Raw genomic sequence first — 14,819 nt, 5'->3', positions numbered from 1 at the left:
TAAAAGAGGAGAGGCTTTGTATGAATCCCCAAAAGATGAAACTATCTAAAATCATTGCCGCGTTTCGGGCAAGGCAAGTTCAATTCAAATTGAAAGATGGAAGCATCAAAACTATTTTTGTGGAAGAAATTGAGAATGAGTTAGATGATCAACCAGAGCTTGTCTTTATGGCGGACGTTCCTGAAAAAGACATTAAAATTTCAGATGTAGTTAGTGCCACAGCGATTTAGTTAGGAGGTTCAGCTATGGCTAAGGATGATTACTTTGTTATTATGTATCAGTTATTAAAAATTCTGTATGACAAACTCAAACAGGGCAAATCAATAACTGATGATGAATTCAATATGTTGAGTGATAAGCTTAATGAAACCTATTGGCATTATATTTTGATTAATATGGCTAACGAGGGCTTTATCTCAGGAGTGCAATCAATTAGTACCCTGAATGGCGAAGATATCAAAACCCATAACGTGAAGATCACGCCTGCCGGTATTGAGTATCTATTCAGTAACTCCATGATGGAACGAGTAAAAAACACATTAAAGGATATTAAAGGGATTATTCCCGGCATTTAGCACCCGACAAATACGTTGAGTGCTATTTTTATACCCATTTTGACCCTAGCAAGTCGTAAAACTGCTTTTTGTTTTACCTTGATCGTGGTCGCCCCACGTAAAAACAGCGAGAGAGGGATGTAAGTATGAAACGAGAATTTTTAAAGAGTTTGAAACTGGAAGATGATCAAATTGATGCCATTATGGCCGAGCATGGTAAGGACGTGGAAGCCTCGAAGTCACAGTTGGCTGAGCTAACCACTGAAACTGAGAGCCTCAAGACTCAGATTGCCGACCGTGACAAGGATATCAAGTCACTCAAGAAAGACGCTGGTGACAACGAGGGGCTTTCTAAGCAATTGACCGAACTTCAGGACAAGTACAAGACTGACACAGAGAACCTGACCAACCAGCTGAGCCAAACCAAGTTGAATGGTGCGCTGGCTACGGCGCTGACGGGTGCCAAGGCACGCAATCCTAAGGCTGTGGAAGGGCTACTCGATATGGAAAAGGTCAAGCTAACTGATGACGGTAAGCTAGAGGGGCTAGATGACCAACTCAGTGCGCTTCGGAAGTCTGATGGCTATTTGTTCGATGGTGGCAAGCAAACCCACTACGACCCTGCTGGTGGTAATGGGTCTGATGATTCTGACCAAGTTCAAACCTTAGTTGACGCTTTTAAATAACAGAAAGAAGGAATAATTTATGGCAACAGTTAATTACGCTGAGGCTTATCAACAAGCTATTCAGCAAGCATTCTACGATGGACATTTATTCTCTGCTGATTTATGGAATTCCCCATCTAACGGCGTTATCAAATTCGATGGAGCTAAGCATATCAAGGTTCCACGCTTGAGCATTAGTGAAGGGCGGCGAGACCGGACACGGCGTACCATTACGCAGCCAAGTGCAAACTACTCTAACGACTGGGATAGCTATGAACTGACCAACGAACGTTACTGGGACACACTTGTTGACCCATCTGATATTGACGAATCCAATATGGTTATCAGCATTGCCAACATTACCAAGCAATTTAACTTGGATGAGAAGATGCCAGAAATGGACCGTCAAATGTTCTCTAAGCTGTACCAAGAAAAGTTGGCTGCTGCCGATGGTGGCCTGCACACCGATACGCTTGATGAAAAGAACATCCTGACTGCTTTCGATGACATGATGGTCAACTTTGATGAAGCACGGATTCCGCAGCAGAACCGGGTACTGTACTTGACACCTAAGAATAATGCCATTCTGAAGCGGGCCGAAGCCATGAACCGTGAGCTTAACTTGAAGGACCCTAACAATGTCCAACGGACGGTCTACAGTATTGATGATGTGACAATTGTGGTTGTGCCATCTGACCTCATGCAAACGGCATTCGACTTCACTGTCGGCTCTAAGGCTGTGGATGATGCCAAGCAGATTGAAATGTTCCTGATTTACAATGGTGTTCAAATCGCGCCACAAAAGTATAGCTTCGTTGGATTCGATGCACCTAGTGCTGCCAATAGTGGTAACTACCTTTACTACGAACAATCCTACGATGATGTTCTGCTGTTGAAGACGAAGACTAAGGGTATCGAGTTCGTTACGTCTGATAAGGTGGCTTCCACAGACGACCCAAAAGCGTAGCCCCCGACAAGCCGACTAGTGCCAGCACGGTAGCGGATATCACTGCTTGGCTAGACGCTAATAGTATCAGCCATGACGGGGTAACCTTGAAAGCCGATCTGTTGGCGCTGGTACCGGCCGACTAAAAGGGGGAATCCACATGGATAAACATCCACGGAGAGAAGAACTGCTAGGGCAATTGAAGCTGCTCAATCCTGACGACGGGAGTAATCCCAACTATCAAATGATGTTGGAGTTTGCGTTCGATAAGGTGGCCCAAGATGTGGCTAACTACACGCACTTGGCGATTGCGGTGCTCCCTGTTGAGCTTGACACAGTTCTGCTGAGTTTGTGCCAGCAGTTTCTAGCTACTCACCAGCTGCTTACTCCGGTAGCCGACCGAGATGGGGACGTTAAAACGCTCAGTGAAGGTGATACGTCCGTGACTTTTAAGTCGATTGGTGAGGTGTATGCGGAGTTGCAGTCGGTGAACTCACTGACTGACAACTACGTAGCCCAGCTCAATAGTTTTCGGGTGGTGAAGCGATGAAAGCAGCGTTTAATAGGATGGGCAATCAGCTCACCAAGCTGTGGTTCGATCGGGTGACGATTACCGGTGTCAAGACAGTCAAGGACGGCCCGTTTACTGATACAGAACCAGCCGTGATTGTCGAAAATGAACCAGCAAAGGTTATTTTGAAGGGCCTCAAAGCTAGTGAGCAAACGTTCTTCGGAACCGACGCTTATGATGCAAAGCTACTCATCCGTAATGGCTTAAAAGTCCCTGCTGGGGCCGAGATAGACGTGACTGATGTAAATGGTCAAGTCACACACTACAAGCGTGCTAGCAAGGGATATGCCGGGTACGTAAGCCACCAAGAAGTAGCGATGGTACGCGATGAGAAAGCTAGTGAGGAGGTGGAGTAGATGGCATTCTACACTGTCGATGATGATGAATTTCAGGCGTGGGCCAAAGAAGTTCAGGCCAAGGCCGCCAATCCAACTCAGCTTAAAACAGAGCTTCAGCAATCGCTTAAACGGGTGGGAGTACAGGCACAACGGCGTGTCAGTAACTCAACTCCAGTTGGTAAGCCGCCCCGTGGTACTGGTAATCTAAGGCGAGGTTGGAACATTGATGGGCCTTTCATTAGTGGAGCTGTTATCTCTCTCAAGCTTTATAACAATGTTGAGTACGCGCCGTTTGTTGAGAATGGTCACCGTACCCGCGGAGGTGGCGGTTGGGTGCCAGGACGCTTCATGCTACGCGACTCTATCGAAGCCATCTCTGGTGAGTTGCCGTTATTGCTGACACCAGGATTCATGAGCGCAATGGAGGGACTGCTGTAAATGACAATTATCGAACGTATCGGGCAACTTTTAGCGACTATCGCGCCTGCTGTGCCTGTTTATTGCGAGAATCAAACTGGCGGTTTCAAGGAACCGTCTTTTTACGTGTCGGCTATCGGCGGTCGCAGCCAACCGGAACTCTTTGGGCGGCAGAAACAGACTCATGGGTACCAAGTGGTCTACTTCCCGAATCCGAAGAGACCAAATGCAGATATGGAGATAGTAGAGAAGCTACTTTTTTATCAGTTTCTGACGCTTCCCAAGTTCGCCCATATCCGGGATCGCAACTTTAACCGGGTAGATGGGACATTAACACTGGATTTCAATATCGTGTTGTGGGCTCAGCCTGTGGATGATACACCGAAGCAACGAAAGATGAAACAAGAAGAAAGGGTGACAGATAGTGACCGTAGCGAAAACTAAGCAACGGGTGGCTAAGGCTACCTATGACAAGGCCGGACTGGTGAACAGTACCGGCTTTTCTACTACCCAACGAGCAATTCTGAACATCGTTTTGGACGATGGCAAAGAGTACTCGCTGGATGAAGCAAAGAATCTAATCAAGAAATTTAAAGGGGGTATCTAGTATGGCTGGTGGAATTTGGACAACGCAAAACAAGGTGCGACCTGGTGCTTATATCAACACCGCTGGAGCGCCACAAGCTAAGGCAGACACGACTTCCGGTCGAGTCCTACTGGTTAATGGGATTCAGTTAGATTGGGGCCCACAAGGGATTGTGGAGCTTGATAATGGCAGTGACTTTCAAGCACTCTTAGGGGCGCCATTATCTGACAGCAAGCTGGTAACTATTCGTGAAGCTTTGAAGGGGGCCGCCACGGTTCTCTACCTGAATTTGAATGGTGGGACGGCTGCTACGATTGCCGATGAGGCCTTGCCTTGGAGCTTCACAGCTAACTACGCTGGAACAAAGGGTAATGACCTGACTGTTTCGGTCACGAAGGACGCTACTGATGAGACGCGGTTGACCGTACAGTTCTTGTATGGCACTGCAATCATTGACGAACAAGTGCTCCATACGACTACGGCGGCCGGTCTTAAGAGTAATGACTTTGTCACGGTTAAGCTAACCGACACGGCAGATGCACAAACTAAGCTGGAGGCTTTAGCCGGTAAGACGACCTACAAGCTGACTGGTGGTGTAACTACTCCTGTGGACGTGACCGACGTACTCAGTGACACATTGGCCACCAAGACGTTTAACGTAGCTACCACGGCTGGTTATCCGGTTGAGAGTAACGTGCACGCTTTGCTAGTCCAACTAGTTGAAGGGCTACGCGACAACGAAGGCTACAAAGTCACGGCGGTTGTACCTGGTGTTGAAGGTCTGGATTATGACCATGAAGCCGTTACGGCTGTGATCAATGGGGTCGAATTGACTGACGGCGAAAAGCTGGACGCTACTACCGCCGCTGCATATGTAGCTGGGGTGGCCTCTGCTGCGGGTGCTACTGGGTCACTGACTTACGTCGCTTACCCTGATGCTGTGGATGCCAACCCACGGCTGACAAATGAAGCGACTATTCGGAACCTGGCTAACGGCTATATTGTCTTTACGGCACGCCGAGATGGTTCGGTAGTGGTAGAACAGGACATCAACACCCTCACGACGTTTACCGAAGCTAAGCCAAAAGACTTCCACAAGAATCGGACCATTCGGACGCTGGATGCGATTGCTAATGATACGCAGGATGTATTCGAAGGTCAGTTCATCGGTAAGGTGAACAACGATTCGATTGGCCGGGATTTGTTTAAAGCTAACCGGGTAGCTTACTTGCGGACTTTGGAAACTGCCGGGGCAATTGGCAGCTTCGATCCAAGTGACTTGACCGTTGAACCTGGGGATGAAAAGGATTCTATCTTAGTTACCCTAGGCATTACGCCGATTGATGCGATGGAAAAACTGTATATGACTATTACGGTTTACTAGAAAGGGGCGAGCGATAAATGGATAACGAACAATTTTCAACCGTCGGCCAATTTTTAAATGGCCGGGATACCATTTCTACCAAGGACGCCAAGGTTTTCGTGACAATCAACGGTAAAGTACTACCGATGATTGAAGCAAACAAGTTTAGTGCCAAATTAGAAAAGAACAAGGAAGACGTGCAAACGCTTGGCAGTCGGTGGAAGCACAAGAAGGTCACTAGCGTCGAGGGAACCGGGACGTTGGGGGGCTACCTGATTACGTCCAACTGGGCCAAGTACGCATTGCCTTACATTCGTGGTGGCAAGGACTTGTATTTTGAAGTTACGTTGACCATTGAGGATTCAACCTCTAAGGCTGGCAAGCAGACGCTGCACTTCTCTGGGGTTAACCTGGACGATGTGCCATTTGCTGACTTTGAAGCCGATGATGATGTGATGCAATGGGAATCAGACTTCACTTTTGAAGATGTAGAACTTGTAGAGCCATTCACTGGCTTCGATATTTAATTTAGGAGGAATTTAGCATGGCTGATCAAGTAAGTATTCAAGACTTTATTCAAAAGAACGAGGAAGAAACGGCTGAGGTAAAGCTGGACCGTTTTCCAACGCCATTCGTTTTGCGAGAGCTCAGCATTTCGGAGGGAGAACGTCTTCGGAAGCAAGCGACTAAGAAGCAACGCAACCCTAAGAGCGGTCAAGTGGAATCCACGGTTGACCAATCTTTGGCTGGAGAACTCATGCTAGTTGCGGGCATTGTCCAACCAGACTTGGATAATAATGAGCTTCAAACGGCCTATGGCACTTTAGGCGATAGCTTGGGTACCTTGAAGGCCATGCTAAAGATGAGTGAATTCGCGACGCTGGCTAAGAGGTTTAACGCAATCAACGGCTTTGATACCTCTGTTGATGATGATGTGGAAGCAGTAAAAAACTAATTGAGGCCGGCAACGGCAATGATTTTAAATACTACTTCTTCTCTATGAATGAATACCATTGGACACCCCAGCAATGGGCCAGACTTTCACGGAAGGAAAAGGCCGTTGTGATTGCTGGTATTGATATTCGAATTAAAGAAGAGGAACAGGAACGTAAAAAAGCTGAACGGAGGGCTAGGTCTAAGCATTAGGTCTAGCCTTTTCGTCGGTTAGAAAGGAGGTAGCCTATGGCGGACAAAGTTGTTAGCGCCACGATTAAAATCAACGATGGGTTTAGTGCTGCACTGAGTAAATTAAGCGCAGGGGTTGGCCGCGGCTCTACGGCGATGAATCAGCTGTCGGCCGGGGCTGGGAAGACTGGCGGCATGTTTAAGTCGATGCTAGGGGCCAACATCATTGGTGCTGGTATCACTAAAGGTATCGGCGTAATCACCAGTGGCGTTGGCAGCATGGTTGGAGAGCTTAATGAATCTAGCAAGGCGTGGCAAACATTTGAGGGCAACATGTCTATGATTGGGAAGAGTCCAGCACAGATTTCTAAAACTGAAGGTAGCCTTCAAAAATTTGCCGAACAGACTATTTATTCGGCATCTGATATGGCATCTACGTACAGTCAACTAGCCGCTGTTGGTACGAAGAACACAGGAAAATTAGTAAAGGGCTTTGGTGGATTGGCTGCTGCTTCTTCTGATCCACAGCAAGCCATGAAGACGCTGAGTCAACAGGCCACACAAGCCGCAGCAAAGCCAAAAATTCAGTGGCAAGACTTTAGATTGATGCTTGAACAAACCCCAGCCGGCATGGCGATGGTTGCGAAAACTATGCACAAAAGCACAGGACAACTGGTCAAGGATGTTCAGGCAGGAAAAGTTAAGACACAAGACTTCTTCAATGCAATTGCGAAGACTGGGACAAATAAGAGTTTTAGCAAAATGGCAACCCAGTATAAAACTGTCGGTCAAGCAATTGACGGACTACGCGAAGGCTTGGCTGGTAAATTACGTAAACCTTGGCAAGAAATTTCAGCAGTTGGAATCAAGGCAGTTAGTAGTCTTTCCAATAGTGTGGAGGGTATAGATTTTTCTGGTATTGGAAAGGGTATTGTTCCGGTAGTTCAAGGCGTTGTAAATGCCGTCAAGACTGCGGGGCAAGCAATTAGTGCCTTCTTCTCTTCGCTCGGCAAAACTGGGGCGTTAAGTTCAGTTAGTTCAGCGTTAAGCAGCATTGGGAAGGCGTTCGGTGACGTAATGGGTAAGCTATCTAGTAGCGGTGGTAAGGATCCATTTGCCATGTTTAAGACGTTAGGGAGCATTAGCGGCAGTGCTATCAAGGGTTTAGCAGATGGATTGAAAGCAATTGCTGATGTGGCTGGTAGTCTTGATCCCACAGCGTTAAAAATGTTGGGTGCCGCTTTCGTTGCTTTGAAAATGAGCACCAAAGGATTGGTGTTGACGGGTATCGTACTTGCTCTAACAACGCTAAGCAAGCTAGATCCAGGTGTCTTAAATGCACTAGCCATGGCAATCGGTTTAGTCGCTGTTGCCATTTTAACGTTCAAAGCCGCGAAAAACGTCAGCAGCATTATTAGTAAAATCGGTCAGTCTCTTAGCGGATTAGGTAAAGGAAGCGGAGTTGAAGATGTCGCGAAGTCTTCTAGTAAGGCTGCTGCGGGCTTCATTAAACTAGGTTTCTCGCTCCTACTGGTTGGCGGCGCGGTTGCATTGACCGGCGCTGGCCTGTGGATGATGGCTGAAGCAGTCACAACACTAGTCAGTGCTGGTTGGCCCGCCGTCGCTCTATTTGCTGGGATGGTTGTTGGTATTGGTGTTCTCGCGATGGTCGTTTCGAAGCTTGGACCAGCTATGATTATGGGTGCTGCTGGATTTGCTGTCTTCGGTGCTGCTCTAGTTCTTATTGGTGTAGCTATACTGATTGCAGCAGCAGGGATGACCCTATTAGCTACGCAGTTACCGACGATTGCCGAATCGGGTGCCATGGCGGCCCTTAACATCGTTTTATTGGGCGGTGCACTTGCGGTATTTGGCGCACTGTCTATTGTTGCTGCCGCCGGATTGTTACTGTTAGGTGTTGGGCTTGCTGTGGCCGGTGTTAGTTTTATGGTAGCCGCGGTTGGGGCGCTCCTATTCGGGGTAGCTATGATGGTTGTTGCTGTGGGTGTGACTATCGCAGCGGTAGGCATGATGATTCTGGCGGTTGCCTTACCACTTATTGCCGCGTCAACCATGATTGCAGCTGTAGGGATGTTACTCATGGGTACAGCTATGGTTGTTGTTGCAGCAGTCGCAATGATTGCCGGTGCTGGTATGATGATTTTCGCATTAGCACTGGTTATCGCGGCACCACTCATGATGGTGGCCGCAGCCGGTGCCATACTACTTGGTGCAGCTTCTATTGTTCTGGGAGCAGGACTTATGGTTGCTGGCGCCGGGTTGACGGTTGTGGCAGCTGGATTACGCTCAGTTATTTCAGCAGTAAGCGCTATGGTTTCAGCATTCGTTAATGGGGTGTCTCGATTAGTTTCAGGAGTTACTTCAGGTATGTCACAGGTTGTGTCTGCAGTCCGCAACGGGATGCAAAACGCGGTTAATGCTGCAAAAGGCTTCGGTAGCGCACTTGTAGGTGCTGGTGCTGATTTAATCGAAGGTCTCGTTAGGGGGATCACATCAATGGTTGGTAAAGCCGTGGCAGCAGTTAAAAATGTCGCTAAGAGTGTCGTTAATGCTGCGAAGAATGCAATGGGGATTGGCTCCCCGTCCAAGATTTTTAAACAATATGGCCGTTGGGTTGTAGAGGGACTCGCAATTGGCTTGGGGTCAAACCAAGCTGAGAACGCTTCGCGAAGTATGGCAATGGGAGTGGTTGGTGCAGCTAACGCACTGAACCATATGCCTAGTGCTAATCCTGGTAATCTCTTGGCCAACGGATTTAATAACGCGGCCACTGCGGTTGGTGGGCTTGCTTCTGCTATGCAAGGCATCAATGGCACGTCTGTGGATGTGAACGGCAATCTGAGTGGCAGTGCCACTGGGAATGCTCCTCAAAGCACTTCGTTCGGCAGTAGTGCCGGTGGCTATTCCACAGTTGCCAACTACTCAGATACCAGTAGTTCCGAACAAAGTGGTATCAACGTTACAATTCAGCCGGGAGCATTTGTGCTCCAAAGCACTAGTAATGCAGACTACGACGCTGAAACGATGGTTTCAAAGATTGAGACTTATCTAGTTAATTTAAAAGAACGGAGGGGATAGTCCAATGGCCGATATGCAATTCAACTTGACCGACAGTAAGAACAAAACGTTTGCGCTGCCAATCAATCCGAAAGAAATTTCTATTGATTCGTCCACGGAGGACTCTACCGTTTCTGTGGTTAAGTTAGGTCAGATTAGTTTGGTGGGCGATGAAAAGATTCGCTCGATTGAGATTAGTAGCACGTTACCCGTTAAGACGGATGAAGTGCACTACCTCAGCATCGCCAATCCATATAAGAACGGTCAGACCTATGTGGATAAGCTGGCTAAGATTTATAAGTCCAAGAAGCAAATTCGATTGGTCGTCACCAAGACTAAGATTAGCTTCAAGGGAATCATGTCGGAGTTCAAGTATGGTATGGAAAATGGCAACGCCGATGAATTTACCTACACCTTTAAACTGACTGAGTACAAGCCTCATAAGGCGAAGAAAATCAAAACGTCCAAGAAGAAAAAGAAGAAGGTGGCCAAGAAAGGCAAGTCCCGATCGAAACCACCTAAAAAGATTGGCCGGGGGTCTAAGGTGATCGTGAATGGTCGGCTCCATGCCAATTCTGCCGGTTTGGGACCAGGATTAATCGAGCGGAATGCTACCCGCAAGATTTCGCTGATTGCCAAGGGCGCCAAGTACCCGTACCACGTCACTACACTTAGTGGTGGGGCTCGGGGCTGGGTGTCTAAGGCAGCAGTAAAGGCGGTGTGATATGACAGTTACTTTCTTTCAGTCGCAAACGCCTAGTGAGAAGACCAAGTGGGACCTACGTGAGATTTTGAAGACCGACATCAAGTGGACGACTGACATTGACTTCTCGGCTGGACAACTGACGTTTGGACTAGTCGAAGTCGATGAAGGCTACACGCCTAAGAACGGGGATGTGATCTGGTTCAATTGGGATCATGATCACGTCTTTAAAGGTAAGGTCTTCAAAGTTGATTACGACGAGTCGGAAGTCTTCAATGTCACGGCCTATGACAGTCTGCGATACTTCAAGAATCAGGACTCACTTATCTGGCCAGTGTCGACTATCTCACAGCGCTTCACTAAGGTGGCTAAATTGGCCGGAGTGAAGCACAAGGTTGTCGACAAGTCGACTCACAAGTTAGTGGCGGAAGTGGCGGATAGTAAGAGCTATTTCGACATGCTCAAAGATTCCTTCAAGTCAACGCGGCTGGCTACGGGGCACCGGTACTTTCTGCACGACAATTACGGTGTGGTTGAGTTGCGGCGGTCGCCATATAAGAAATTGAAATATTACATTGGTGACCAGTCGCAAATGACTGGTTTTTCTTTTAGCAAAAGCATTGATGAGGCCGCCAACGTCGTTCGGGTAGTCCGGACCGATAAGAAAAAGAAGCAGAAGTCTTCATCCACAGCCAAAGCTAAGAAACAGACCGCAGCCCAGAAGAAGGCGGCTGAGGTGGCTAACACGAAGTTGAAGACCGTTACGGCGGCTGGCAATTCGGTTGATCGCTGGGGTAAGCTTCAGATTGTCGAGAAGGCCAAGGACAAAGCCAACGCGGCTCAGATGAAACAGAAGGCCAAGGATATTCTGAAGTCGAAGAATAAGCAGACCTACACGTTGAAACTGAAAGTGCTAGCTACTTTAGATATGGTTCCCGGCAACCAGGCGATGGTGAAGGTGAAGAGTTTGAAGGATATCGGACTTGGTAGCAAGTATTTGTTGATTACCAAGGCCACCCATACGTTCGGGACAGCCAGTCACACAGCTGAGCTAGAAATGAAGGTGAAAATCTAATGGCGGGAGAAACCATGTTAGGCTGGTGGGCCAACCGCGGTGGCCACGATAGCGAGTACTCGGATATCGTGTTTGGAACTGTGGTATCTGCGTCGCCGCTGGCCATTCAGATTTCTAATCAGATGACGCTCACCGAGGCCTTTCTGAATCTTAGTGAGTCGGTTACCGACCATAAGGTGAAGATGAAGATTGACGGTAAGGAAACAACGGTCACTATTTTGGGCGCCCTGAAGAAGGGTGATGGGGTCACGATGATCCGCCAAGATGGGGGCCAACAGTTTTACGTACTAGAAAAGACGGGAGGTGACGAAGATGGATGATGAACTGGAAGAGGTTGAGACCGAAGACGTAGTTGATGAGGTCGAAGACGAAGTTGAGGAAGAGACGCTCCCCAGCCGTACCTACAGGGTGCAGAACGACCGAATCATTGCGATGACGGATGGCCAATCTGCGATGGTGCAGGCTGTGGACAAGATTCTTCGAACCGAACGCTTTGTCTACCCGATTTACGATGACCAGTATGGTAATGACCTGGGAGAATTGATTGGCAAGGACTTTGATTATGCTGAGGTTGAAGTTGACCGAATGCTAACGGAAGCCTTGGAAGCCGATGACCGGGTTACCGATGTGTCGATTGATGAGACCGAACGGGTGGACTCGACGACCCTGAAGGTTATCGGCTCTTGTGAGACCATCTTCGGCACTATCCCTATTGAAAGCGAGGTGACACTGAGTGAATCCTGAATTACTGGCACAAGAGCTAGAGTCTCATGATTTCGATTATTTTATGGATTCGATGTTGGATGACGTGAGTGATGACGTGGACAAGCGGCAAGGGTCTATCATCTATGATGCGTTGGGCCCCGCAGCTACCCAGTTAGCTGAAGAGTCGTTGCAAATGTCTGGCGTTATCCGGGCAGCGTACACGAAGACGGCTCCCGGTGAGTTTCTGGACTATCGGGCTCCCGAACGCGGAACTGTCCGGCAAGCGGCTACCACAGCGCAAGTGCTGGCCAAGTTCTTGGATAGTGACGGTTCGGCAATTGGCAATATCGAGATTGGTGACCAGTTCGCTAGCGTGGGTGAAGAACCCATTTTCTACCACGTCACCAGAGTTAACGAAGACCAGACGGCTATTTTGACAACTGATGAGGTTGGTACCGCTGCTAACAGGTATCTCGGTCAAATCTTACCAGTGACGCCTAACGATTCATTAAGCTGGGCCGAGATTACCGCTGTGACGGTGCCCGCGAAGGATAGCGAGACCGATGACCACCTACGGGAACGACTGCTATCACCAGACGCTTACAACGCCTATGGCGGTAACGTTGCTGACTATCTGGATATGCTGTCTAAGATTAGTGATGTGGGTGCTGGTCAGGTCTATCCGACCTGGCAAGGTGGCGGCACAGTCAAGCTGGTAATTGTGAACAACGAGTTACGGGCCGCTAGTGCTTCGTTGCTTGACCAGGTCAAGCAGAATATTGATCCGGTCGAGTTTGAGGGACAAGGCTACGGCCTGGCACCAATTGGTCACGCGGTCACTGTGGTGGCGCCTAGCGAAGTTAAGGTTGCTATCGAATCAACGGTTACAACTGACTCGCAAGCTTCTGTATCAAGTGTGGAATCTCAAGTTAAGACCGGTATTGAATCATACTTCGCCAAACGGCGTGAAGCTTGGGATGACGTGGATAAGGTGACCGGCCGGGGTTATTCGCTGACAGTGTATCGCTCGCAAATTTTGTCCGAAATCATGCGAGTAGAGGGCGTGATTAACGCCACTCTCCCGACTTTGAACGGAAAAGAGAGCGATGTGGTGATGGTGTTTAACGACGATGTATCCGAGTTGCCAGTGGTTGGTGAGGTGGTGCTTCATGGTTAAGCTGAAAGAGTATCTGCCAGATTACTATGAAGACGTTCGTGAGATGCAGCGGTTGATGGAGGTCGAGCAGAAACAGGCAGACGGTTTCGATGATATGGCAACCCGGATTTTGTTGAACCAGTTTGTGTCGACCGCTGATAGCGATGGGCTAAGTATCTTTGAGAATCAGTTGGGATTACCGACGGATTTAAGCCAGTCCCTAGAATCGCGCCGCTACGATATCATGGTACGCTTACTGCCGCCGCGACCAATCACTATCTGGTATTTCCGGGAGTTGCTAGCTTCGATGGATATTCCGGCCACAGTGGATCATGATGCTATCCGCAGCCATGTAACCACGATGAGTCAGGCCGACGATATTACGCCGGAACAAATCAAGCGACTGCGCTATCTGCTGAATGTGATGTTGCCGGCTGACCAGACCTATCAAATTACTACTGAGTCGAATGTAGCGGTCAACCAGACTATTTTTACTGGTAGCCTGACACAGACTTATACCAAGGCAACGGTCATGCCTAAGACACGGCGAACCGCAGTGGTACGGCAACCGCAATACTTTGGCGGTATCAAGCCACAGATTTACGTAAGAACAAAAATTAAGGGAGGGGATGAGAATCAATGAGTAAGTATGATGCTTCAGAGTTGACGAACGAGGGTTTGCGGCTATCTAGCTTGGCGGCCAACGGGAAGACTAGCTTCACGATTACCCGGGTAGCTTCCACAGCCGATGACTTGTCTACCGTGGATGTGACCGAGTTAACGGCGCTACCGAATGAAGTGCAGACAGGGATCATCAACGACCGACTGAATTCACCCGATGGTAACAACGCCATCGTGGGGACCGACGTTATTTTTGAGAACTCCGGGCTGACTGAGAGTTATTCGATTGGCGCGGTAGGTCTGTATGCGACTGAGACTGGAGATAGTAAATCAGAAGTCCTATATGCTGTGGTCAAGGCTATCAAGCCAGAATTTATTCCGGACTTTGGCGACAAAGTATTGATGCAATTCGGCATGATCGTTTATGTGATTGTCGGTAAGGCTGAGAACGTGACAGTGACCATCAACCCGGCTGGTATGGCGACTAAGGAATACGTTGACAAGGCTATTGAAGCCCACAAAGTTATCCTGCCAGCTACACTGATGTACACGGATAAGGACGCTGAGATTGCAGCATTGTGGAAGTTCCTGAAGGACCCAACCAATGCAAACGGGAGTCCTTATGTGGCTAAGGAGACTGCCGACAAGGGGTATGTCCGTGATAATAAAAACGGATCTTTAACTTACGGTGATAACGTTACTATTGAGCCAGCCGACAAGGTGCATACGCAACAGATTCGGGAGAATGGGACTAGTGAACCCGCTAACTTTGATAGTGGAGATTTGACTATTGATAAGGACCTGGAAGTTCTTGGCGGGAAGATCTTTAGTGAGTCTGAAGATTATGCCGCGTTCGTGGCTGCACATGATAAGGGGATCTTCTTCATTACTGAAGATGATCCGGCTAGTTAGGAGA

The 14,819-nt window shown here is 48.4% G+C and carries 20 protein-coding genes; all 20 read left to right on the top strand.

Translation table 11 applies throughout. The annotated features are described in order from the left end of the window. Positions 1-20 precede the first annotated feature (20 nt). The 20 genes from HEQ50_RS01580 (at position 21) to HEQ50_RS01485 (ending at position 14,815) form a co-directional block, all read left to right on the top strand. Positions 21-230 carry a hypothetical protein gene (locus tag HEQ50_RS01580; protein ID WP_168898715.1) on the top strand — a complete coding sequence of 70 codons (210 nt, stop codon included), beginning with the start codon at positions 21-23 and terminating at the stop codon, positions 228-230. 15 nt (positions 231-245) lie between these two features. Beyond that, positions 246-575, top strand: coding sequence for a YjcQ family protein (locus HEQ50_RS01575; RefSeq protein ID WP_168898714.1), 330 nt, complete (start codon positions 246-248; stop codon positions 573-575). Between the two features lie 125 nt (positions 576-700). Further along, complete coding sequence (locus HEQ50_RS01570; RefSeq protein WP_168898713.1) at positions 701-1,240, top strand: phage scaffolding protein; 540 nt, start codon at positions 701-703, stop codon at positions 1,238-1,240. A gap of 19 nt (positions 1,241-1,259) precedes the next feature. Continuing rightward, entirely contained in the window at positions 1,260-2,186 is a 927-nt protein-coding gene (locus tag HEQ50_RS01565; protein WP_168898712.1) for a capsid protein, read from the top strand. A gap of 139 nt (positions 2,187-2,325) precedes the next feature. Then, positions 2,326-2,715 carry a hypothetical protein gene (locus HEQ50_RS01560; RefSeq protein ID WP_168898711.1) on the top strand — a complete coding sequence of 130 codons (390 nt, stop codon included), beginning with the start codon at positions 2,326-2,328 and terminating at the stop codon, positions 2,713-2,715. Then, the gene (locus HEQ50_RS01555) at positions 2,712-3,092 is read left to right on the top strand and encodes a hypothetical protein (protein WP_168898710.1); all 381 of its coding nucleotides are present in this window, start codon (positions 2,712-2,714) and stop codon (positions 3,090-3,092) included. Before HEQ50_RS01560 ends, HEQ50_RS01555 begins: the two co-directional genes overlap by 4 nt. Beyond that, positions 3,093-3,512, top strand: coding sequence for an HK97 gp10 family phage protein (locus HEQ50_RS01550; RefSeq protein ID WP_168898709.1), 420 nt, complete (start codon positions 3,093-3,095; stop codon positions 3,510-3,512). After that, a complete protein-coding gene (locus HEQ50_RS01545) occupies positions 3,513-3,935 on the top strand; it encodes a DUF6838 family protein (protein WP_168898708.1) in 423 nt (140 codons plus the stop codon). It abuts the gene before it with no gap. Then, a complete protein-coding gene (locus HEQ50_RS01540) occupies positions 3,916-4,098 on the top strand; it encodes a hypothetical protein (RefSeq protein WP_211089157.1) in 183 nt (60 codons plus the stop codon). The genes HEQ50_RS01545 and HEQ50_RS01540 overlap by 20 nt, the downstream gene beginning before the upstream one ends. A gap of 1 nt (position 4,099) precedes the next feature. After that, positions 4,100-5,461: a phage tail sheath C-terminal domain-containing protein gene (locus HEQ50_RS01535; protein ID WP_168898707.1), complete on the top strand. Its 1,362-nt coding sequence runs from the start codon at positions 4,100-4,102 to the stop codon at positions 5,459-5,461. 17 nt (positions 5,462-5,478) lie between these two features. Beyond that, positions 5,479-5,967, top strand: a complete 489-nt coding sequence (locus HEQ50_RS01530) for a phage tail tube protein (RefSeq protein ID WP_168898706.1) — start codon at positions 5,479-5,481, stop codon at positions 5,965-5,967. Between the two features lie 17 nt (positions 5,968-5,984). Continuing rightward, positions 5,985-6,395, top strand: a complete 411-nt coding sequence (locus tag HEQ50_RS01525) for a phage portal protein (RefSeq protein ID WP_168898705.1) — start codon at positions 5,985-5,987, stop codon at positions 6,393-6,395. A 227-nt stretch (positions 6,396-6,622) separates the two neighbouring features. Next, the gene (locus tag HEQ50_RS01520; protein WP_168898704.1) at positions 6,623-9,664 is read left to right on the top strand and encodes a tape measure protein; all 3,042 of its coding nucleotides are present in this window, start codon (positions 6,623-6,625) and stop codon (positions 9,662-9,664) included. A 4-nt stretch (positions 9,665-9,668) separates the two neighbouring features. Beyond that, positions 9,669-10,367, top strand: coding sequence for a hypothetical protein (locus tag HEQ50_RS01515; RefSeq protein WP_168898703.1), 699 nt, complete (start codon positions 9,669-9,671; stop codon positions 10,365-10,367). 1 nt (position 10,368) lies between these two features. Continuing rightward, the gene (locus HEQ50_RS01510; protein WP_168898702.1) at positions 10,369-11,421 is read left to right on the top strand and encodes a late control protein D; all 1,053 of its coding nucleotides are present in this window, start codon (positions 10,369-10,371) and stop codon (positions 11,419-11,421) included. Then, positions 11,421-11,741 carry a DUF2577 domain-containing protein gene (locus HEQ50_RS01505; RefSeq protein ID WP_168898701.1) on the top strand — a complete coding sequence of 107 codons (321 nt, stop codon included), beginning with the start codon at positions 11,421-11,423 and terminating at the stop codon, positions 11,739-11,741. Before HEQ50_RS01510 ends, HEQ50_RS01505 begins: the two co-directional genes overlap by 1 nt. Next, positions 11,734-12,165: a DUF2634 domain-containing protein gene (locus HEQ50_RS01500; RefSeq protein WP_168898700.1), complete on the top strand. Its 432-nt coding sequence runs from the start codon at positions 11,734-11,736 to the stop codon at positions 12,163-12,165. The genes HEQ50_RS01505 and HEQ50_RS01500 overlap by 8 nt, the downstream gene beginning before the upstream one ends. Beyond that, complete coding sequence (locus HEQ50_RS01495) at positions 12,155-13,303, top strand: baseplate J/gp47 family protein (RefSeq protein WP_168898699.1); 1,149 nt, start codon at positions 12,155-12,157, stop codon at positions 13,301-13,303. Before HEQ50_RS01500 ends, HEQ50_RS01495 begins: the two co-directional genes overlap by 11 nt. Next, positions 13,296-13,925 (top strand): putative phage tail protein, encoded by a 630-nt coding sequence (locus HEQ50_RS01490; RefSeq protein WP_168898698.1) that lies wholly within the window; start codon positions 13,296-13,298, stop codon positions 13,923-13,925. Before HEQ50_RS01495 ends, HEQ50_RS01490 begins: the two co-directional genes overlap by 8 nt. Further along, a complete protein-coding gene (locus tag HEQ50_RS01485; RefSeq protein WP_168898697.1) occupies positions 13,922-14,815 on the top strand; it encodes a hypothetical protein in 894 nt (297 codons plus the stop codon). The genes HEQ50_RS01490 and HEQ50_RS01485 overlap by 4 nt, the downstream gene beginning before the upstream one ends. Positions 14,816-14,819: the final 4 nt, after the last annotated feature.

The sequence above is a fragment of the Lactobacillus sp. HBUAS51381 genome (assembly GCF_012641095.1).
Taxonomy (GTDB): domain Bacteria; phylum Bacillota; class Bacilli; order Lactobacillales; family Lactobacillaceae; genus Levilactobacillus.
The sequence above is the reverse complement of the archived record's forward strand: the minus strand, read 5'-3'. Positions and strand labels throughout refer to the sequence as shown.